This window comes from Bifidobacterium sp. M0404, from assembly GCF_016101415.1.
Taxonomy (GTDB): domain Bacteria; phylum Actinomycetota; class Actinomycetes; order Actinomycetales; family Bifidobacteriaceae; genus Bombiscardovia; species Bombiscardovia polysaccharolytica.
The window spans coordinates 810,686-830,259 of the sequence record NZ_JACFQP010000001.1 but is presented as its reverse complement, the minus strand read 5'-3'; the positions used below and the strand labels follow the sequence as shown (position 1 = coordinate 830,259).

The following is a 19,574-nucleotide window of genomic DNA, read 5'->3' as shown; positions in this document are numbered from 1 at the left end:
TTTTCTCACAATCGGATCAGTGCGACCCGGCCGCCCCACGGTGACCGGGTCGGACTAGTCTTGAATCCATGAAGTCTCAGGTTTCCAAATCCAAGGACCAGACCGTCTCCCATTCGACGGGGGAGTCTGACAAGGCAAGTCCCTTCCGTTGTTTGCTGGGCCTGCCCATCGGGCTGGCGGTGGGCGTGCTGGGTACTCTGGTCCAGCGTTCCGGAGCCGCTCAGGGTCTGCCTTGGGGGATGGTCCTGGCCTATCTGCTGGTGGCCCTGGCCGCCTGGTGGGTTCGTTGCGATAGCGGCACCATGGGCCTGGCCCTGCATCTGGTGGCCTCCACGGTCACGGTCTGGCTGCTCTCCATGCGGGGGCCGGGCGGCGATGTACTCATGCCCTATGCCAACTTCCCTACATTCTTTGCCAAGTATGCGGTCTTCCTCTGGATGGGCGGGCTGGTCCTGATCCAGACCTTGGCCATCTGCCTGCCGGCCTCCTGGTTTTCTGACGGCCCCCTGCGTCGTCAGGGGCGATCCGCATGAGTCAGGCTCTGTCAGAATCACGGGCGACTCTGCCCGATCGTATTCCTTTGCACTTCCTGGGACCCGAGGGGACCTTCACCCATCAGGCCGCCCTTGAGGCCACCAACCTCATGGAGACAAGGTTGGGCTGCCAGGCTGATCTGAGGCCCTGTACGGATGCAGCTGCCATTGTGGCCGCCGTGGAGGAGGGCCGAGGCTGGGGAGTGCTGGCCTGGGAGAACAACGTGGAGGGCCATGTGGTGCCCAACATGGACGCCTTGATTGATGCTCAAGCGGTAGCGGGCTTCGGCATGGTCCGTCTGCCCATCGTTTTCGACGCCTTCGTCCGGTCCGACCATGGCCCCCTGAGCCAGGTCGGCGCCCACCCTCACGGACTGGCCCAGTGCAAGGGCTTCATCCAAGAGACCGGCCTGAAACCGGTGACAGCCAACTCCAACGCTGCGGCCTGCCGTGATCTGGGCCCTGATCAGGTGGCTCTGGGTCCGCGCATCTGTGGGAGCCTCTACGGGCTGGAGACCTATCGGCGTGAGGTGCAGGACTATCAGGGGGCCCGAACCGATTTTCTTCTGTTGGCTCCCCGGAATCAGGTCGCCGGGCTGGCACGCCGCCTGGCGCCGGGCGGGGATTTCGAGTCCATCATCACCTTTATTCCCCTGAATACGGGTCCGGGCGTGCTGGCCAACCTGCTGGACCGTCTGCGCGATGCAGGCTTGAACATGACCTCATTCATGTCCCGGCCCATCAAGGGGCACGACGGGACCTACAGTTTCGTAGCCAGCATCGACGCCGCACCATGGCAGAAGGGTCTGAACCAGGTGTTGGACGACCTGCTGGAAAGGGGGGACTGGCTCAAGACACTGGCGGTTCATCCGCGCACCCCGCATCCAGCCCCACCCATACGTGAATGGATGCTGCCCAGGGCGGGGGCCTTCAGGGGTGAGGACCCCGATTCCGAAACAATCAGCAAGGAGTTGTTATGGTAGATGAATCCGCGCCTTTCCCACATATGGACCTGTCTGGGCCCGAGCACATGCACCCGATAGCGGGCATGGCCGCCTCGCCGGTGCTGACCTCGGCCCACAAGATTGCCATTGCGGGGCTGGGTCTAATCGGCGGATCGCTGGCCCGACGCCTGGCCGCCCGGGGTCGATTCGTGATTGCGTGGAACCATAACGACCGTCCCTACGAGCAGGCCCGCAGCCAAGGGATCCATTGTGTGGACACCTTGGAGGAGCTGGCCAAGGGCAAAGCAGACGTGCTGGTGCTGGCCACACCCTTGCGTGCCATGCCCGACGTGCTCAAGGCCTTGGCGCCGGTGCTGACCCGTGGCACCACCTTGACCGACGTGGGCAGCGTCAAGGGTCCGGTCCGCAGGCAGGTCGAGCAGGCAGGTCTGGCCGATCGTTATGTAGGCGCCCATCCCATGGCCGGCAGCGAGGGCTCCGGCTATGAGGACTCGGACCCTTCCCTGCTGGCAGATGCCCTCTGGGCCCTCTGCGTCGATGAGCGTACGGACTACAGCCGCTTCCTGACCGTAGCCGATATGGTCACCCAGGGGCTGGGGAACAGACTGATTGCTCTGGACGATGCCACTCATGACCGGGCTGCGGCACTGATCTCGCATATGCCTCATGTGGTGGCCACCGCCCTGGCCAACATGCTGACGAGATCGTCTGACCGTCGTGTGGCCTCGGCTCTGGCGGCCGGATCCTGGCGGGACATGACCCGTGTAGCCCTGACCGACCCGGAACGGACCCGGGCCATGGTGGAGGAGAACGCCGACCAAGTGGCCGATCTTCTGGATGTTCTGGTCGAGAATCTGCAGGGCATAGCTTCTCTTTTGCGGGACCAGGAGCCAGAGGCCGATGGAAAGCGTCAGGACTTCTTCCTTCAGGCCGATCCCTTCCGGCGCTACAAGGCAGCCATGGTCGACCAGGAGCAGATGTCCGCAACCGATTTGGAATTGGATCCGCAGGAAGGCAACTGGCGGCAGGAGCTGCTGGATTCGGCCTTGCGCGGCGAGCAGGTCTCAGCCTTCCTGACCACCAGCAGAGCCCGGGTGCTGCACCCGCCGGTCATCGACTGAAATTCTGAGGGTCCGGAGGCGAACGGCGTTCCGGGACCGGCTTCAGTGCCACCATGTCTTCTGCTTGGAGGGTCACGCGCTCCCCGGGACGCGATCCGTTGGCCGCTGGATCCCTGTCCAGGATCAGCCGCCGTCCGTTCCAGTCAACCACATGCCCTATGTAGTCGCGGAACTTGGGCCTTCCGTCTTCCCGGTCCGGTCCAAGAGCAATCCTGACCACCAGCCGTGCTCCGGCCGGTATGGTTGCTGGCAAACGCATGGTCATCCACCTCCTGGATCAGTATCACCAGCGGCTGCGACGAGGGCGGAAGCGCCTAGACTGTATTGCACATACTGCACAGCCAAGTGAAGGGAGTGCCCGCAGTGGACCAGGATTTGCAGGACTTCACCGACTATCTTTCCCGGGTGGCAGGCAAGAGCCCCAACACAGTGCGCTCCTACCGGGCCGACTTGGCGGGCTTTCTGCACCTGATGCATCTGCATGGCATTGATGACCCCTCGCAGATCGATCTGGCCACTATCAGGTCCTGGCTGGCCCACGAGGCATCGACCCACGCCCGCTCGACTATGGCCCGAAAGACGGCCGCACTGAGGTCCTTTTTTGGCTGGCTGAGCCGGCACGGCCGGATCCAGACCGACCCCACCCTGGCCCTGAGCAGTCCCAAGCAGTCCGAGCACCTTCCACGGATCCTGACACACGATCAGGCTCGCACCCTGATGGATACGGTTGACCAGGATCCGGTCGAGCCCCGAGAAGACAAGAAAGTTCAGGCGGCCCTGCAGGTGCGCGATGCGGCCATGCTGGAACTGCTGTACGCCACGGGCATGCGTGTGGCCGAGCTCTGCGGACTGGACCTGGATGACGTGAACCGGCACAGCCGCACTGCAAAGGTTCTGGGCAAGGGGTCCAAGGAGCGGGTCCTGCCCTACGGCCTGCCAGCCGATCGCGCCTTGGGCCGCTGGCTGCGGGAGGGGCGGCCGGTCCTGGCGGGCTCAACGGCCAAAGCGGCCCGCAAGGCAGGTCAGGCCCTCTTCCTGGGTCAGCTTGGCGGCAGGGTTGGCCAGCGGCAGGTCCGTAAGGTGGTTCATCAGGCGGCTGGCCAGGCTGGGGTACCCGACATCGCCCCCCACGCCCTGCGACACTCGGCCGCCACGCATATGCTGGATGGAGGAGCCGACCTGCGCGAGGTTCAAGAGATGCTGGGCCACTCCTCCCTGCGGACAACACAGCGCTACACCCACGTCTCCATCGAGCAGTTGCAGGCCCGATATAGGCAGGCTTTTCCACGGGCTTGAGATTCGGCAAATGAGACAAGTCTTGTCCTGTGAAACATCCTGGTATCAGAATGTGGCGTATCGCAGCCTACATGTCAGTCAAGGTACGTCAGTCCAGTACCGTCGAAGTGTATGCGCGAGGTTGAGAACCAGTTAAAGGGAGCAGCAGCAATGAAAAAGGGTTCAAAGCTTACGCTCGTGTCCGCGACCATCTGTGCCTTGGCGCTTTTGGCAAGCGGTTGCGGCAGTGGCAGCAGTACCAACACCGAGGGTGCCGAGCAGTCCTCCGGCAGCCGGTCCAGCAACAACGCCGTGGTCTCGGTCCATGGGTGTGAGCCGGCCCAGCCGCTCATTCCCAGCAACACAGTGGAGAGCTGCGGCGGGCAGGTCGTTGATGCCATCAACTCCAGACTGGTCCGCTTCGACGACCAGGGCAAGGCCCACAACGATCTGGCCTCGGAGATCAAGGGCAACGATGACATGTCCCAGTACAAGGTCACCCTGGTTGACGGACGCAAGTTCTCTGATGGCACCCCTATCACGGCCAAGTCCTTCACCAGGGCCTGGTCTTGGGCTGCCAATGTGAACAACGGCCAGCTGAATGCCAGCTTCTTCGCCAACATCAAGGGCTTCGACGATCTGCAGAAGCAGGGTGTGCCTGCGGATGCTCAGTTCTCCGGGTTGAAGGTTATCGACGACAAGACCTTCACCGTGGACCTCATCTCGCCCTCGTCCACTTTTCCCATTCAGGTGGGCTACGGCGCTTTTGCGCCGCTGCCTGAGTCCTTCTATAAGGATCCCAAGGCCTACGGGGAGAGCCCGGTCAGCTCGGGTCCCTACAAGTTTGAGTCCTGGCAGCACAACGCCATGGTCAAGCTTCGCAAGAACAGCGATTACGGCGGGGAGGTCAAGGTTCAGAACGGCGGCATCGACTACAAGGTCTACACTGATATGGGTTCGGCATATTCCGATGTGCAGGCAGGCAACCTGGATGTGATCGACAGGATTCCAACCTCTGCTGTCAAGACTTTCATGACCGACAGCATGGTGCAGAGCTACAACAAGCCCGGCTCCGGTCTGCAGATGTTCACCATCCCCACCGCCATGGAACACTTTGGACAGGATCAGGAGGGTCATCTGCGCCGTCAGGCCATCTCCATGGCAATTGACCGCAAGATGCTGATTGACAAGGTTCTGGGCGGTCTGGGTGTGCAGCCCACCGACTTCACCGCACCGACTATCCCAGGCTATGCCAAGCACCTCAAGGGTTCGGACAACATCAAGTACAACGCCAAGAAGGCCAAGGAGTACTGGGCAAAAGCTGATGCCATCAGCAAGTGGCCTGCTGACAGGAGCTTCCGGATGCTCTACAATGCCGATGGCGGTTCCAAGGACTTCTATGACGGCATGGCCAACTCCATCAAGAACACGCTGGGTATCAAGGCTGAGGCCACCCCTGTGCCCACCTTCAGCGAGTTCCGTGGCAACATCAAAAAGCGCCTCTACAATGATGCAGCCTTCAGATCCTCCTGGTCGCCTGACTATCCCTCGCCTGAGAGCTACCTGATGAGTAACTTTGCCAGCTCTGCGGCCGATGGCAACGGATCCAACGACGGTGACTACAAGAATCCGAAGTTCGACTCGTTGCTGAAGCAGGCTGCCATGGCCAAGGACACCAATGAAGCCAACAAGTTCTTCCAGCAGGCCGAGGAGATTCTTCTGCAGGACATGCCTGCGGTGCCGCTCTACAACCCCACCAACAATGGTGCGTCCGCCAAGAAGGTCCATGGGATGCGTCTGGGCTGGGACGGTTATCCGATCTTCGAGGAGCTTTCCAAGGACCAGTGATGACAAGTGGCTGCGGGCCTGAGACCGGCAAATGAGATGAGACTTGCCTTACGAAACATCTTCGTACCAGAATATGGCGTATTGTGGCTTACACGTCGGTCAGGGATCTTTGAGGTTCGGTCATCCTAGTGTCCTTGGTTGTAGACGTGACGTTGACACTCAATAAACAAATAAATAAAGGGAGCAGTAATGAAGAAGGGTTCACAGCTTACGCTCGTATCCGCCACTATCTGCGCCTTGGCGCTTTTGGCCAGCGGCTGCGGCAGTGGTTCCGACACCAAGGGCGCTCAGCAATCGTCCAGCAGCCAGTCCGGCAATAATACTGTCGTTTCAATCCGTGGGTGCGAGCCGGCCCAGCCGCTCATTCCTAGCAATACTGTAGAGAGTTGCGGCGGCTCGATCGCTGACGCCATCAATTCCAAGTTGGTCCGCTTCGACGACCATGGCAAGGCCCATAATGATCTGGCCTCGGAGATAAAGGCCGATGACGACATGACTCAGTATAAGGTCACCCTGGCTGATGGGCGCAAGTTCTCGGACGGTACTCCCATCACGGCCAAGTCCTTCACCAAGGCCTGGTCCTGGGCAGCCAATGTGAACAATGGCCAGCTGGGATCCAGTTTCTTCGCCAACATCAAGGGCTATGACGATGTGCAGAAGGAGGGTGCGCCTGCCGATGCCCAGCTGTCCGGCCTGAAAGTCGTAGATGACAAGACCTTCACTGTGGATCTAAGCTCGCCTTCCTCCACCTTCCCCATCCAGGTGGGCTACACTTCCTTCGCCCCGCTGCCCGATTCCTTCTATAAGGACACCAAAGCCTACGGTGAAAATCCTGTCAGCTCGGGTCCCTACAAGTTCGATTCCTGGCAGCACAATACCATGGTCAAGCTCCGTAAGAACACCTCCTACACGGGTGATGTCAAGATCCAAAACGGGGGCATCGACTACAAGATCTACACCGATATCGGCTCGGCCTATGCTGATGTACAAGCAGGCAACCTGGACGCGATCGATACCATCCCTACTTCGGCTCAGAAGACCTTTATGACCGACAGTTTGGTCAAGGGCTACAACAAGCCCGGCTCCGTCCTGCAGATGTTCACCATCCCCACCACCATGGAGCACTTCGGCCAGGATCAGGAGGGCCACCTGCGCCGTCAGGCCATCTCCATGGCTCTGGATCGCAAGATGCTGATTGACAAGGTGTTGGGCGGTCTGGGCGTGCAACCTACCGACTTCACCGCGCCGACCATCCCTGGGTACTCCAAGAACCTCAAGGGTTCCGATAACTTGAAGTACGATGCCAAGAAGGCCAAGGATGCTTGGGCCAAGGCCGATGCCATCAGCCAGTGGCCTGCTGACAAGAGCTTCCAGCTGGTCTACAACGCCGATGGCGGTGCCAAGGACTTCTATGACGGCATGGCCAACTCCATCAAGAACACGCTGGGCATCAAGGCCGTGGCCACTCCTGTGCCCACCTTCAGCGAGTTCCGTGGCAACGTCAACAAGCGCGCCTACAAGGATGCAGCCTTCCGGTCGGCCTGGTCGCCCGACTACCCATCTCCTGAGAGCTACCTGTTGAGCAACTTCGCCAGCTCGGCTGCCGACGGCAACGGGTCCAACGACGGCGATTACAAGAACCCCAAGTTCGACGACCTGCTGAAACAGGCTGCCAAGGCCAAGAACACTGACGAAGCCAATAAGCTTTTCCAGCAGGCCGAGGAGATCCTTCTACAAGACATGCCTGCGGTTCCGCTCTACTACTCCAATAACAAGGGTGCGTCAGCCAAGAATGTGCAGGGATTGGTCATGCGCTGGGACGGCCATGCGAACCTTGCGGAGTTGTCCAAGAAGAAGTAAAGATCGTGCCGGAAACGGCATAATCCGTCGTCGCCGACCCGGCCGGATTCGCAGCAAAGCGAATCCGTACCCGGGTCTTATGCACTGGCGACGGATTTGGGAAACCAACTAAAGGAAAGAGCAGTATATATGAAGAAGCAATCGGCCCTGACCATTGCTGGTGCCGGACTGTGCGTCATGGCGCTCACGCTGAGCGCCTGCGGTGGATCCGGTGGATCCGACTCTTCTGCTAAGGGGACCAGCGGTGGCAGCTCAGATGCCATGATCTCGGTCTTCAACCCGGAGCCGGCCAATCCACTCATCCCCAGCATGACCAACGAGGTGGGCGGCGGCAACCCCATCGATGTCATGTTCTCCAAGCTGGTCCGCTTCGACGACAAGGGCAAGCCAGCCAACGAGATCGCCAAGCAGATCAAGGCCAACGAGGACAACACCCAGTACACGGTGATCATCAACGACGGCTGGAAGTTCTCGGACGGCACCCCGGTCACCGCACAGTCCTTCACCAAGGCCTGGTCCTGGGCATCCAGCATCGCCAACAAGCAGCTGGGCTCCAGCTTCTTCGCCAACATCAAGGGCTATGACGATCTACAGAAGGATGGCACCCCTAGTGATGCCCAGTTGTCTGGCCTTAAGGTCATCGACGACAAGACCTTCACCGTGGATCTGGCCTCGCCCTCCTCCACCTTCCCCATCCAGGTGGGCTACACCGCCTTCGCGCCGCTACCTGAATCCTTCTACAAGGACACCAAGGCCTTCGGCGAGAAGCCGGTGACCGTGGGACCTTACAAGTTCAAGTCCTGGGAGCATAACAAGTCCATTAAGCTGGTCAAGGATCCTTCATACAAGGGCGGCGTCAAGGTCAAGAACGGCGGCGTTGAGTTCCGCGCTTACACCGATGCCACAGCAGCCTACCGCGACGTTCAGGCCGGCAACTTGGACGTGCTGGATACCCTGCCTGCCTCGGCTCGCAAGACCTTCCAGACCGACAACACGATCCAGGCCATCAACGACCCGGGCTCGGTCATCCAGATGTTCACCATCCCCACCTACATGAAGCACTTCGGCCAGGATCAGGAGGGCAAGCTCCGTCGCCAGGCCATTTCCATGGCCATCGACCGGCCGACCATCATCAAGAAGGTGCTGTCCGGAACCGCCAAGGAGGTCCACGACTTCACTGCCCCAGTCATCCCCGGCTATTCAACCAGCATCAAGGGATCCGACGTGCTCAAGTACAACCCGTCCAAGGCCAAGGAGCTCTGGGCCGAGGCCAACAAGATCTCCCCATGGGGCGAGGGCGACACCTTCAAGATCGCCTACAACGCCGATGGTGCCCACAAGGAGATCTACGACGCCGTCACCAACTCCATCAAGAACGCCCTGGGAATCCAGTCTTCAGGCAATCCTCTGCCTACCTTCAGCGAGTTCCGCTCCAATGTGCAGAACCGCAAGTTCACCGACTCGGCCTTCCGCTCCGGTTGGCAGCCTGACTACCCCTCGCCTGAGAGCTATCTGTCCAGCAACTTCGCCAGCTCGGCCGCCAACGGCAACGGGTCCAACGACGGCGACTACAAGAACCCCGAGTTCGACGACCTGATGAACAAGGCAGCCTCCGCCAAGGGTATTGACGAGGCCAACAAGATCTACCAGCAGTCCGAGGAGCTGCTCTTCCGTGACCTGCCCGCAGTCCCGCTCTACTACCAGAACTCCAACGGCGTGGCCGCCAAGAACATCAAGGGATTCTCCTTCAATTGGAAGGGTGTCCCCGCTTACTACAACATCAGCAAGTGAGGTGACGGGAGCCTGAATCACGCACCTTAAAACTGACACCGCCCGGGCCGGCGCGGAAGGATTTACTCCGCGTCGGCCCTGGTGTTCTTACACCCCTGTTGAGGTGTGCTGGTAGACTCAAACAAGAATTTTTGCGGCGGCCCCGATCCCCATGCCGATCCCGGTCGCGGATGACAAAGGAGAATAGCCGATGGGAAAATATCTTCTGCGACGTATTCTGCAGATGATCCCCGTCGTTCTCGGCACGACACTGCTGATATACGCGCTGGTCTTCGCGCTTCCTGGTGACCCTGTGGCCGCCATGTTCGGGGACAAGCCGGTCAATCAGGCCGTTGCCGCACAGATACGTTCGGAATATAATCTCGACAAGCCCTTCATCGTGCAGTATGTGCTCTTCCTGAAGAACGCGCTGACCCTGAACTTCGGCAACACCTTCGCCGGTCAGCCCGTGATCAGTGTGATCGGCAGGGCTTTCCCGGTGACTATCAAGCTGGCCTTGATGGCCTTCGTCTTCGAAGGCATCTTCGGCGTGATCTTCGGCATCATCGGCGGCCTGACCAAGGGCAAGTGGTCGGACAACATCATCCTGGTCCTCTCCCTGCTGCTGATTTCGGTACCTACCTTCGTTACCGGCTTCATCCTGCAGTACTTGTTCGGGGTCAAATGGCATCTGCTGCCAGCCACGGCCGGGGCCAATCCAGGCTTTATTGATCTGCTCATGCCGGCCGTCGTGCTGGGGTCGGTTTCCATGGCCTCCATCATCCGTCTGACAAGGACGGAGATCACCTCTAACATCTCCGAGGATTACGTACGCACGGCCCGGGCCAAGGGCATGAGCAACCGGTCCGTCATCGTGCGGCACGTGCTGCGCAACTCCCTGATACCCGTGGTCACCTACCTAGGCGCCGACATCGGCGGACTCATGGGCGGAGCCATGATCACCGAGCGCATCTTCAACATCCAGGGAGTGGGTAACACCCTCTACCAGGCCATCCTGAGGGGCGAAGGCACCCTGGTGGTCTCCATCGTGACCATTCTGGTCCTGATCTTCGTCATAACCAGCCTCCTGGTCGATTTGCTCTATGCAGTGCTCGATCCGCGAATCCGGTATGCGTGAGGGAGAGGGACCGACTATGAGTGAAACGGCAATGAACGAGTCAAGCGAACAGAACGAAAGCCAGGCCCGCGTATACTTCCCTGACCCCCTGCCGGGGCAGGAGCGGTTCGTGGCCCCAGTCGACGAGACACCCCTGCGCGAGGTGGATTCGGTGGATGAGGACGTGCCGCCTACCAGCATGTGGGCCGATGCCTGGAAGACCCTGAGGCGCAACCCGCTCTTCATCATCTCTGCAATCCTGGCGATCGTGGTCATCCTGGTGGCCCTCTTCCCCGACCTCTTCGCCAAGCAGGACCCCATGGCCTGCAACCTGTCTAACTCTGTGGAGCCAGGTCGGCCGGGGCACCCCTTCGGCTTCGACCTGCAGGGTTGTGACGTTTACAGCCGCGTCATCCACGGGGCCCGAACCTCGGTGGCCATCGGCGTCATGACCACCATCCTGGTCACCGTCTTCGGCGGACTCATCGGCGCAATCGCTGGATTCTTCGGGGGCTGGGTCGACGCAGTACTCAGCCGCATCACCGACATCTTCTTCGCCATCCCTATGATCCTGGGTGCCATCGTGCTCCTGCAGATGTTCCGTACCTCCACCTCACTGTGGAAGATTATACTGACTCTGACCCTCTTCGGCTGGGTCAACATGGCACGTATCACCCGAAGCGCCGTCCTGGAAGCCAAGAACCTGGAGTTCAATACCGCATCCACGGCCTTGGGCTCCACGCCTCTGCGCAACCTCTTCCGGCATATCCTGCCCAACTCACTGGCTCCGGTCATTGTCATGGCTACCATGTCGCTGGGTAGCTACATCGTCTCTGAGGCCACTCTGAGCTTCCTGGGCATCGGCCTACCCTCCACCGTGGTCTCCTGGGGAGGGGATATCTCGACGGCCCAGAGCCTCCTGACCACCAATCCCTCGGTCCTCTTCTATCCCTCCGCAGCCCTGGCCATCACTGTGTTGGCCTTCATCATGATGGGTGACGCGGTCAAGGATGCGTTGGATCCCAAGAGCAGAACGGCCTGAGTGGAGGAAGCATGACTGAAGCAGACAAGAACATGACCACCAATCAGGAGAATCAGCCCCTGCTCGATGTACGGGACCTGCAGGTGGACTTCACCGCCGATGGGCGCACCGTCCACGCAGTTCGCAATGCCTCTTTCAACGTCTATCCCGGCCAGTGGGTGGCCATCGTGGGGGAGTCCGGCTCGGGCAAGTCCACCTCGGCCATGGCTGTGCTTGGTCTTCTGCCTGGCACCGGCAAAGTGACCGGCGGCAGTATCCGACTCAAGGGTCGCGAGCTGGTGGGCTTGGACCGCAAGGACTACGAGGCACTACGCGGCTCCCAGGTGGGCCTGGTCCCGCAGGACCCCATGAGCAATCTGAACCCGGTCTGGCGCATCGGTTCCCAAGTCAAGGAGGCGCTGACCGCCAACCACATGGATGTCTCCCGGGAGAAGCGCTCCCGGCTGGCCAAGGCTCTGGCTAGCGACGAAGAGGTGAAAGTAAAGAAGTCTGACGACGAGCTCTTCATCTCTTCCAAGGACCTGCCTGGTCTGCTCGAGGCCGCTCGCCAGGCCCTGAGCGACGCCGGGGTTGCCGACGTGGACAAGACCATGGAGGCCATGAAGGCCGAGTGGGATGTGGGTTCCGAGACCCGATGGGGTGTGGCCAAGTCCCTGATCGACGCCGGTGTGAATGACGACAAAGCCTGGACGCTGGCCAAGGAGCATGTGACCGGATCGGATATGGATGACCGTATTGCCGGTCTGCTGTCGGAGGCCGGGCTGCCTGAGGCCGCCACCAGGGCCCGGCAGTATCCGCATGAGTTCTCCGGCGGCATGCGCCAGCGCGCCCTGATCGCTATCGGCCTGGCTTCCCGCCCTGACCTGCTGATTGCGGATGAGCCCACCAGCGCCCTGGATGTGACGGTCCAGAAGAGGATTCTGGACCACCTGCGCAGCCTGACCGAATCCCTGGGCACCGCGGTGCTCTTCATCACCCACGACCTGGGTCTGGCAGCCGAGCGCGCCCAGCACATCGTGGTCATGTACCGGGGTCAGGTAGTGGAGTCAGGGCCTAGCCTGGAGGTCCTGCAACACCCCCAGCACCCTTACACCAAGCGGCTTGTCCAGGCTGCGCCCTCGCTGGCCTCCCAGCGCATCATATCCGCCAAGCAACGTGGTCAGGATGCCGAGGGGTTGCTGGAGCATCATGTCAAGGGCGAGAGCACCCTGGAGCGCAGCGAGCACGTCATCACTGTGGAGCACTTGACCCGCGAGTTCAGGCTGCCGCGTCGTAAGGAGATGTTCAAGGCAGTGGACGACGTCTCCTTCTCGGTCAAGCGGGGAACCACCCTGGCCATCGTGGGGGAGTCCGGCTCGGGCAAGTCCACCGTGGCCAACATGGTTCTGCACCTGCTCAAGCCCACCTCGGGCCGGGTGACCTACGAGGGCCAGGACATCGCCGGTTTCGGCAGCCGTCAGCTCATGGAGTTTCGGCGGCACGTGCAGCCGGTCTTCCAGAACCCTTACGGCTCCCTGGACCCCATGTACTCCATCTACCGCTCTATTGAGGAGCCCCTGCGCATCCACAAGATCGGCAACGCCAAGTCCAGGCAGAAGCGGGTCAAGGAGCTGCTGAACATGGTGGAGATGCCCGAGTCGGTCATGGGGCGCTATCCCAACGAGCTTTCCGGCGGTCAGCGTCAGCGCATAGCCATTGCTCGGGCCATGGCCCTGAATCCGGATGTGATCATCTGCGACGAGGCCGTCTCCGCCTTGGACGTGCTGGTCCAGGACCAGGTGCTGCGGCTGCTCAACGACCTTCAGGCCGAGCAAGGTCTGAGCTACCTGTTCATCACCCACGATCTGGCCGTGGTCAGGCAGATCGCCGACGAGGTGGTGGTCATGCAGCACGGTCGGCTGGTGGAGCACGCCACCACCGACGAGGTCTTCGACCATCCGCAGCGCCAGTACACCAAGGATCTGCTGGACGCCATTCCAGGCGGCAAGCTGCGCTTGGGTCTCGACTAGGTATCCTTTGCACAGACTCACAAGGAAATGAGGCATCATGGGATTGTTCGGTTTCGGCAGGAAACGCGCCAAGACGCAGGCCGAGGAGGACATCAAGGATCAGGAGGACAAGTCCAAGGAGCTCGACAAGTCCAAGGACGCTGAGGAATCCACTGAGCAATCTGATCTGACGTCAGAGACGGATCGTGACGAGACGGCTGCGGAGCAGGACGAAGCCGAGCAGAGCGGCCAAGGCCCTTGGGACAGCATGGATCCCGAGGCCCCCGATACCGATGAGTATCTGGACATCGGCGCCCTGATGCTTCCCTTCCTGCAGGGCAGCGAGCTGAGGCTCAAGGCCAACTCGCAGACCGGCGACGTGCTGGGAGCCACCATCACCTATAAGTCTTCCAGTCTGGAGTTGGAGCCCTTCGCTGCCCCCAAGTCCCTAGGCCTGTGGGACGAGGTTCGGGCCGACCTGCTAAAGGCCAACCCCTCCTGCAAGGAGGTGGACGGCGTCTTTGGCAAGGAGCTGACCCTGCCTGTCAAGGTCAAGGGCAAGAACCTGCTGACTCGGGTGGTGGGCATCGACGGACCCCGTTGGATGCTGCGTGGCATCTTCTCCGGCCCGGCAGCCAAGGGCGGCAAGGAGAAGGATGTTCTTGACGGTTACCTGGCCGACCTGGTGGTGGTCCGTGGCGATGAGCCTCTGGCCCCTCGTGACCTGGTTCCCATGCATGCGCCCATCACCCCCAATCAGCGCCGCGGGGAAGCTGAAGACTCGGAGTCCAAGGACGATGAGAGCGCGCAGATCCCTGGCAAGCCGGAGGGGCCCTTCGACTCGGACCAGCAGACCGAGGTGAAGACCACACTGTCTCGCGGACCCATGTTCTCGGAGGTTCGCTAAGGCTGTGAAGCAGAAGCATTCCGGGCTGGCAGCGCTGGCCGACGACGATTTCTCCGTCATGGAGGCCATCGGCGGATGGCGGGGGATCGTCGAGTCCTTGCTGCCAGGACTGGTATTTCTGCTTTTCTTCCTGGTGACCGGCCGTCTGGGTCTGACCGTTGCGGTTTCAGCAGCCCTGGCCCTGTTGCAACTCTTGATTCGTCTGGTCCAGCGGCAGTCTTTTCTGGGAGCTCTGACCGGTTTGCTCTCGGTGGGCATCTGCTTGGTGGCTGCATGGTTGACCCGGGATGCCCGCAACTATTACCTGCCAGGATTCCTGACCAACGGATTCTGGATTATCGTTTTGGCCGCCTCACTGCTGGCACGGATGCCCGGCATAGGCCTGCTGGTGGAGTATATGCGCCGACCCGTCGTCTCAGGCTGGAAGCAATGGCTGGTCTCCTGGCGGGGCGAACCTGATCTGATTCGGGCCTATACCCAGGCCACCTTGGTCTGGATCGCCGTCTTTGCTCTTCGTCTGCTGGTTCAGCTGCCGCTCTACATGGCCGGCTCCGTCGGGTTCCTCGGCGCAGCGCGTTTGATCCTGGGCCTGCCCCTGTTTGCTCTGGGCATCTGGATCAGCTGGCTGCTGATCGGAGGCCCTTATCATCGTCGCCAGGTCGACCAGGAGGTCCATGCCGATCATGACTGAAACCAGGGTTCGTCTGCGCATCGAACGCTATGCCGACCAGGGCCGTTGCGTGAGCCACTTGGAGGACGGCCGGGTGGTCTTCGTCCGCTTTGCCCTGCCTGGGGAGCTGGTGGAGGTTCTTCTGGACGAGCCTCACGGCCGAGCCGGTAGATTTGCCACAGGCGAGGTCACCCAAGTGCTGGAGGCCAGTCCTGACCGCCGTGAGCCAGTCTGGCCCCTGGCTGGACCGCTGGCCTGGGGAGGAGGCCTGGGCGGCGCCGATCTGATTCATGTGAGCCTTCCCGGTCAACTGGCCTGGAAGGCCGACCTGATCGGCCAGCAGATGTCCCGCCTGGGCGGGGTGGATGTTCAGGTGCCTGTGGCCCGGGTTCCGGGCGATGAGGAGCTGGGCGGCCTGCACTGGAGGACTCGAATCGAGCTGGTGGCCGACGACCAGGGCCGTCCCTCCATGCGTCGGCGGGGATCGCATGACCGTCTACCGATTCAGACCATGCCCCTTGCCACGCAGGAGTTGCTGAAGCTGGCCGAGGGCCTGGGTATATGGGAAGGCGGCCTGCCCGCAGGAGCCCGTATACGTCTGGCTGCGCCCCAGCCGCGCGATGGGGGACCGGTTGGCGACAACTACGCCCTGCTGGTCAATGGCCGTCTGCGCCAGGGGAGCCGCCTGCTAACAGAGCGGTTGGAGGCAGGGACGGGACCTGAGTACCGGGTCCAGGCTGACGGATTCTGGCAGGTTCACCGTCAGGCACCAGTCGTGCTGGCCAAGGCGGTATTGGACCAGGCTAAGAGGGCCCTGGCTGGGGTCGCTGAGCCGGTCATCTGGGATCTTTACTGCGGATCAGGTCTCTTCACCCTGCCCCTGGCTGCCCTGGCGGACGGACGAGCCCGGCTCCTGGCTGTGGAGGGTTCCGCCGGAGCCATTGCCAGTGCGAAAAACAATGTGAAACGGGCTGGACTGGACCGAGTGGTCCTGCGTCGAGGTGATGTGGCCAAGGTTTTGACTGGAGGTCCGCCCAAGGGACTGGGCCATCCCGACCTGATCCTACTTGATCCTCCTAGAGCTGGCGCCAAGGCTGCGGTCTGTCGACTGCTGGCCGCCAGCGGGGCTGGGACCATCATCTATGTGGCCTGCGATCCGACCAGCCTAGCTAGGGATACGTCCACCCTGATTTCCCTAGGCTATAGTCCCAAGCATCTTGAGGCCTTTGACATCTACCCGATGACCCACCACGTGGAGACGGTGGCGGTCTTCACCCGCACGGCGGGAAGGCGGCGCTGACTTGAACCGCGCCGGGCGGGTCTTGGCAGTGGTCAGGCGGCTCTGCGGTCTGTTGATGGCGGTCGCCCTGTTGGCAGGCTTGCCCATGCTGACCGGCTGTGCCCCAAAGGACAGGGCCGTGGGCGACTCCTGGAATGATGGCACCGTGCCCCATGACGGTGTCGATCGCTCCGACATACTAGTGGCTTTGATTGGCTGCCCGCAGACAGGTGACAAGGACCCAGATGCCGGTCTTGACAGCCGCATCCTGGCATCGCTGAAGGCGGAGCGTATAAAGGGCTATTTCTCCTCAGCGCAGTCCACTAGCGATCAGCAGGATGGGGTGCAGGATGCCGTCAACCGGGGTGTCAGTCTGATTCTGATCCGTCGGCCCGGGGCCGGGAACTGGACTCCCGTCCTGAAGGCGGCCCGGAAGGCGGGCATCCCTGTGGTAGAGTTCGCTCAAAGCGCCAAGGCTTGGACCCCTGACCCAGGTAGGCTCTACTATGCGGCTACGGTCCACCCGGTGGATCCTGCTGGGCATCCGCACTCGCCTATGTTGGCTGACGCTCTGCAGACCATAGTGGACGACGGGCCGCATGCCAGGATCATGGCCGTGCGCCTGAGCGCCGACCGAGAGGGGGCCGAGGATGAGCACAGGCAGTGAGCAAGAGCCGACAGTGGGCACAGGCTTTCCGGACACCGACAGGCCGGGGCTGAGCTCGCAGGAGGTGGAGCAGCTGAAGGCCCAGGGTCTGGTTAACGTCTCCCAGCACCAAACCTCGCGCAGCCTGGGCCAGATTATCCGTGACAACGTCTTCACCCTCTTCAACGGGATCATCCTGACCGCCATGGTGGTGGTCCTGCTGACCGGGCAGTGGAAGGACGCGGTCTTTGGCCTGATCATCATCATCAACACTGGCATTGGCGTGGCCACTGAGCTCAAGGCCAAGCACACTCTGGACGGGCTGTCCATCCTGGTGGCCTCCGACTATACAGTGCGCAGGGATGGGCGCAACCTGACCGTGCCCCACGATGCCATCGTCAAGGGGGACCTGCTCTGGATCCGCTCTGGGGACCAGGTGCCCGCAGACGCGCAGATCATCGACACCTACGGTCTGGAGCTGGACGAGTCCATGCTGACCGGTGAGTCGCGCACAGTCAAGCACAAGCCGGGCGACCAGGTCTACTCAGGTTCCACAGCCGTCTCGGGCATGGCTCTGGCCCAGGTGACCGCCGTGGGCGCCGACTCCTACGCCGCCACGCTGACGGCCAAGGCCAAGGTCTACAAGAAGGTTCGCTCTGACCTGAACGAGGGCATCAACACCATCCTCAAGGTCATGACGGTAGTGGTCATTCCCCTCTGTCTGCTGCTCATCTTCACCCAGATGCGGACCGTGGGCGGCTTCCAGACGGCGCTGGCCACGGGAGCCTGGCGGCAGGCTGTGGTGTCTGCCGTGGCCGGTGTTGTGGGCATGATCCCCGAGGGTTTGGTCCTCTTGACCTCCCTGAACTTCGCCCTGGCCGCCATCCGCCTGGCCCGGCATCAGACCCTGGTCCAGCAGATGGAGTCCGTGGAGACCCTGGCCAGGGTGGATGCCCTGAATCTGGACAAGACCGGCACCATCACCGACGGGGGCATCGTCTATGACGACCTGCACCAGCTGGCCGAGGATCTGCCGGCACAGCAGCTCCGGCAGGCCCTGGTGGACGTCTGCGCAGAGGAGAGCCCCAACGCCACCGGCCGAGCCATCCTCAAGGGGATGGATGATCCGCACCCCGGCAGAGCCGTCAGCCGCCTGCCCTTTTCCTCGGCCCGCAAGTGGAGCGCCGTGGCCGACCAGTCCGGGCGGATCTGGTACTTCGGCGCCCCGGAGGTGCTCCTGGCATCCCAGGCGGGCAGATGGCCCCAGGTGGATCAGCAAGTGGCCGACCTAGCCGACCGCGGCTACCGGGTGCTGATGCTGGCCGCCCCCGATGGGTATCCGAGCACCGACCAGTCTGACTACTTCACCAGCAGTCCCGATCTGCCCGGGAACCTGAAGCCCCTGGCCCTGATCACCTGCTCTGAGCACATCCGTGACGACGCTGCCGAGACCCTGGCATGGTTCCGTCAACAGGGCGTGCGCTGCCGGGTCATTTCGGGCGACAACCCGGCCACGGTGGCGGCCATCGCCAGCAAGGTGGGTCTGACCGGCGACCGGGCACCCCGGGCCATGGATGCCCGTCAGCTGCCCGAAGACACGGCAGCTCTGGCCGAGGTCCTGGAGGACGTGGACGTGCTGGGCCGGGTTCTGCCCGACCAGAAGAAGGCCATCGTCCAGGCCCTGCACCTGAAGGGTCACACAGTGGCTATGACCGGCGACGGGGTCAACGACTCCCTGGCCCTCAAGGAGGCGGATCTGGGCATCGCCATGGGCAATGCTGCGGCCGCCACTAAGGCCGTGGCCCAGCTGGTCCTGGTGGATTCGCGCTTCTCCCATCTGCCTGACGTGGTGGCCCGGGGTCGGCAAGTCATGGCCAACATGGAGCGTGTGGCCGGCCTCTTCCTGGTCAAGACCGTCTACTCGGCCCTGATCTCCCTGGGCGTGGTCCTGACCGGCATCCCCTTCCCCTACCTGCCACGGCACATCACCTACATCGGCGCCCTGACCATCGGCACACCGGCCTTCTTCCTGGCGCTGGCCCACAACACCAGGCGCTACCGGCCCGGCTTCCTCAAGCGGGTGGTTACCTTCGCCCTGCCCTCGGGCATCGCCACGGCTTTCATTGTGCTGGCGGTGGCCTGGAGCCTGCCCGGTCTGTTGGACCTGAACCTGGCTCGGCCCGGGGATCTGGGACGCTGGCGATCCGTCTGCGCCATCATTCTCTTCTGCATGGGCGTGCTGGTCCTGACCCAGGTGGCCCGACCCCTGCGCTCCTGGAGGGGCCTGCTGGTCCTCTTCTTCGTCGCAGTCGGAGTGATCGGAGCCCTGATTCCCATAGTGGCGCAGTTCTTCGCCATCAGTCTGCCCACTGGTCCTGCCCTGGCCGCCACCGTGGCCTTCGCCCTGGTTGGTGCTCTGCTCATGGTCCTGGCCGTCCTGGGCTATCCAGCATGCGCACGTTACATCCGTCAGGTAACACATGGGCGCTAAGAATGAACCTCAAAAGCACAGATAAGCGTCGCTGACGGCTTGGGGTTCTCCCGCCGCCGGTC

The 19,574-nt window shown here is 61.9% G+C and carries 16 protein-coding genes; 15 read left to right on the top strand and 1 reads right to left on the bottom strand.

The window, feature by feature from the left end:
- Positions 1 to 68: 68 nt before the first annotated feature.
- From H3T93_RS03430 to H3T93_RS03420, 3 genes are all read left to right on the top strand, one after another.
- Positions 69 to 533: an alcohol dehydrogenase gene (locus tag H3T93_RS03430; protein ID WP_121913676.1), complete on the top strand. Its 465-nt coding sequence runs from the start codon at positions 69 to 71 to the stop codon at positions 531 to 533.
- Positions 530 to 1,516 carry a prephenate dehydratase domain-containing protein gene (locus H3T93_RS03425; RefSeq protein WP_144176864.1) on the top strand — a complete coding sequence of 329 codons (987 nt, stop codon included), beginning with the start codon at positions 530 to 532 and terminating at the stop codon, positions 1,514 to 1,516. The genes H3T93_RS03430 and H3T93_RS03425 overlap by 4 nt, the downstream gene beginning before the upstream one ends.
- A gap of 65 nt (positions 1,517 to 1,581) precedes the next feature.
- Positions 1,582 to 2,619, top strand: coding sequence for a prephenate dehydrogenase (locus H3T93_RS03420; protein WP_186363915.1), 1,038 nt, complete (start codon positions 1,582 to 1,584; stop codon positions 2,617 to 2,619).
- Here H3T93_RS03420 and H3T93_RS03415 read toward each other — a convergent pair.
- The gene (locus H3T93_RS03415; protein ID WP_144177568.1) at positions 2,609 to 2,878 is read right to left on the bottom strand and encodes a DUF6725 family protein; all 270 of its coding nucleotides are present in this window, start codon (positions 2,876 to 2,878) and stop codon (positions 2,609 to 2,611) included. The two genes, H3T93_RS03420 and H3T93_RS03415, sit on opposite strands and share 11 nt — an antisense overlap.
- 104 nt (positions 2,879 to 2,982) lie before the next feature.
- Between H3T93_RS03415 and H3T93_RS03410 the strand changes: the two genes are divergently transcribed.
- The 12 genes from H3T93_RS03410 (at position 2,983) to H3T93_RS03355 (ending at position 19,512) form a co-directional block, all read left to right on the top strand.
- The gene (locus H3T93_RS03410) at positions 2,983 to 3,915 is read left to right on the top strand and encodes a tyrosine recombinase XerC (RefSeq protein ID WP_144177570.1); all 933 of its coding nucleotides are present in this window, start codon (positions 2,983 to 2,985) and stop codon (positions 3,913 to 3,915) included.
- Between the two features lie 150 nt (positions 3,916 to 4,065).
- A complete protein-coding gene (locus tag H3T93_RS03405; protein ID WP_144176866.1) occupies positions 4,066 to 5,742 on the top strand; it encodes a peptide ABC transporter substrate-binding protein in 1,677 nt (558 codons plus the stop codon).
- Between the two features lie 189 nt (positions 5,743 to 5,931).
- Positions 5,932 to 7,602, top strand: a complete 1,671-nt coding sequence (locus tag H3T93_RS03400; RefSeq protein WP_144176868.1) for a peptide ABC transporter substrate-binding protein — start codon at positions 5,932 to 5,934, stop codon at positions 7,600 to 7,602.
- A 129-nt stretch (positions 7,603 to 7,731) separates the two neighbouring features.
- Positions 7,732 to 9,393 carry a peptide ABC transporter substrate-binding protein gene (locus H3T93_RS03395; protein WP_144176870.1) on the top strand — a complete coding sequence of 554 codons (1,662 nt, stop codon included), beginning with the start codon at positions 7,732 to 7,734 and terminating at the stop codon, positions 9,391 to 9,393.
- A 190-nt stretch (positions 9,394 to 9,583) separates the two neighbouring features.
- Positions 9,584 to 10,510: an ABC transporter permease gene (locus H3T93_RS03390; RefSeq protein WP_015021632.1), complete on the top strand. Its 927-nt coding sequence runs from the start codon at positions 9,584 to 9,586 to the stop codon at positions 10,508 to 10,510.
- Positions 10,511 to 10,541: 31 nt separating this feature from the next.
- Positions 10,542 to 11,531, top strand: coding sequence for an ABC transporter permease (locus H3T93_RS03385; protein WP_046322754.1), 990 nt, complete (start codon positions 10,542 to 10,544; stop codon positions 11,529 to 11,531).
- An 11-nt stretch (positions 11,532 to 11,542) separates the two neighbouring features.
- Positions 11,543 to 13,540, top strand: a complete 1,998-nt coding sequence (locus H3T93_RS03380; protein ID WP_144176872.1) for a dipeptide ABC transporter ATP-binding protein — start codon at positions 11,543 to 11,545, stop codon at positions 13,538 to 13,540.
- Positions 13,541 to 13,577: 37 nt separating this feature from the next.
- The gene (locus H3T93_RS03375) at positions 13,578 to 14,426 is read left to right on the top strand and encodes a DUF3710 domain-containing protein (RefSeq protein ID WP_144176874.1); all 849 of its coding nucleotides are present in this window, start codon (positions 13,578 to 13,580) and stop codon (positions 14,424 to 14,426) included.
- Between the two features lie 4 nt (positions 14,427 to 14,430).
- Positions 14,431 to 15,117, top strand: coding sequence for a DUF3159 domain-containing protein (locus H3T93_RS03370; RefSeq protein WP_144176876.1), 687 nt, complete (start codon positions 14,431 to 14,433; stop codon positions 15,115 to 15,117).
- Complete coding sequence (locus H3T93_RS03365; protein ID WP_144177572.1) at positions 15,110 to 16,396, top strand: class I SAM-dependent RNA methyltransferase; 1,287 nt, start codon at positions 15,110 to 15,112, stop codon at positions 16,394 to 16,396. The genes H3T93_RS03370 and H3T93_RS03365 overlap by 8 nt, the downstream gene beginning before the upstream one ends.
- 1 nt (position 16,397) lies before the next feature.
- Positions 16,398 to 17,042 (top strand): substrate-binding domain-containing protein, encoded by a 645-nt coding sequence (locus H3T93_RS03360; RefSeq protein ID WP_144176878.1) that lies wholly within the window; start codon positions 16,398 to 16,400, stop codon positions 17,040 to 17,042.
- On the top strand, positions 17,026 to 19,512 hold the full coding sequence (locus H3T93_RS03355) for an HAD-IC family P-type ATPase (protein ID WP_144176880.1): 2,487 nt from the start codon (positions 17,026 to 17,028) through the stop codon (positions 19,510 to 19,512). Before H3T93_RS03360 ends, H3T93_RS03355 begins: the two co-directional genes overlap by 17 nt.
- The last annotated feature ends 62 nt before the right edge of the window (positions 19,513 to 19,574 follow it).

Coding starts and splice junctions, on each gene's coding strand:
- H3T93_RS03375 (WP_144176874.1), top strand. CDS start 13,578: ATGGGATTGTTCGGTTTCGGCAGGAAACGCGCCAAGACGCAGGCCGAG.
- H3T93_RS03355 (WP_144176880.1), top strand. CDS start 17,026: ATGAGCACAGGCAGTGAGCAAGAGCCGACAGTGGGCACAGGCTTTCCG.
- H3T93_RS03415 (WP_144177568.1), bottom strand. CDS start 2,878: ATGCGTTTGCCAGCAACCATACCGGCCGGAGCACGGCTGGTGGTCAGG.
- H3T93_RS03400 (WP_144176868.1), top strand. CDS start 5,932: ATGAAGAAGGGTTCACAGCTTACGCTCGTATCCGCCACTATCTGCGCC.
- H3T93_RS03395 (WP_144176870.1), top strand. CDS start 7,732: ATGAAGAAGCAATCGGCCCTGACCATTGCTGGTGCCGGACTGTGCGTC.
- H3T93_RS03385 (WP_046322754.1), top strand. CDS start 10,542: ATGAACGAGTCAAGCGAACAGAACGAAAGCCAGGCCCGCGTATACTTC.
- H3T93_RS03380 (WP_144176872.1), top strand. CDS start 11,543: ATGACTGAAGCAGACAAGAACATGACCACCAATCAGGAGAATCAGCCC.
- H3T93_RS03405 (WP_144176866.1), top strand. CDS start 4,066: ATGAAAAAGGGTTCAAAGCTTACGCTCGTGTCCGCGACCATCTGTGCC.
- H3T93_RS03430 (WP_121913676.1), top strand. CDS start 69: ATGAAGTCTCAGGTTTCCAAATCCAAGGACCAGACCGTCTCCCATTCG.
- H3T93_RS03420 (WP_186363915.1), top strand. CDS start 1,582: ATGGCCGCCTCGCCGGTGCTGACCTCGGCCCACAAGATTGCCATTGCG.
- H3T93_RS03425 (WP_144176864.1), top strand. CDS start 530: ATGAGTCAGGCTCTGTCAGAATCACGGGCGACTCTGCCCGATCGTATT.
- H3T93_RS03390 (WP_015021632.1), top strand. CDS start 9,584: ATGGGAAAATATCTTCTGCGACGTATTCTGCAGATGATCCCCGTCGTT.
- H3T93_RS03365 (WP_144177572.1), top strand. CDS start 15,110: ATGACTGAAACCAGGGTTCGTCTGCGCATCGAACGCTATGCCGACCAG.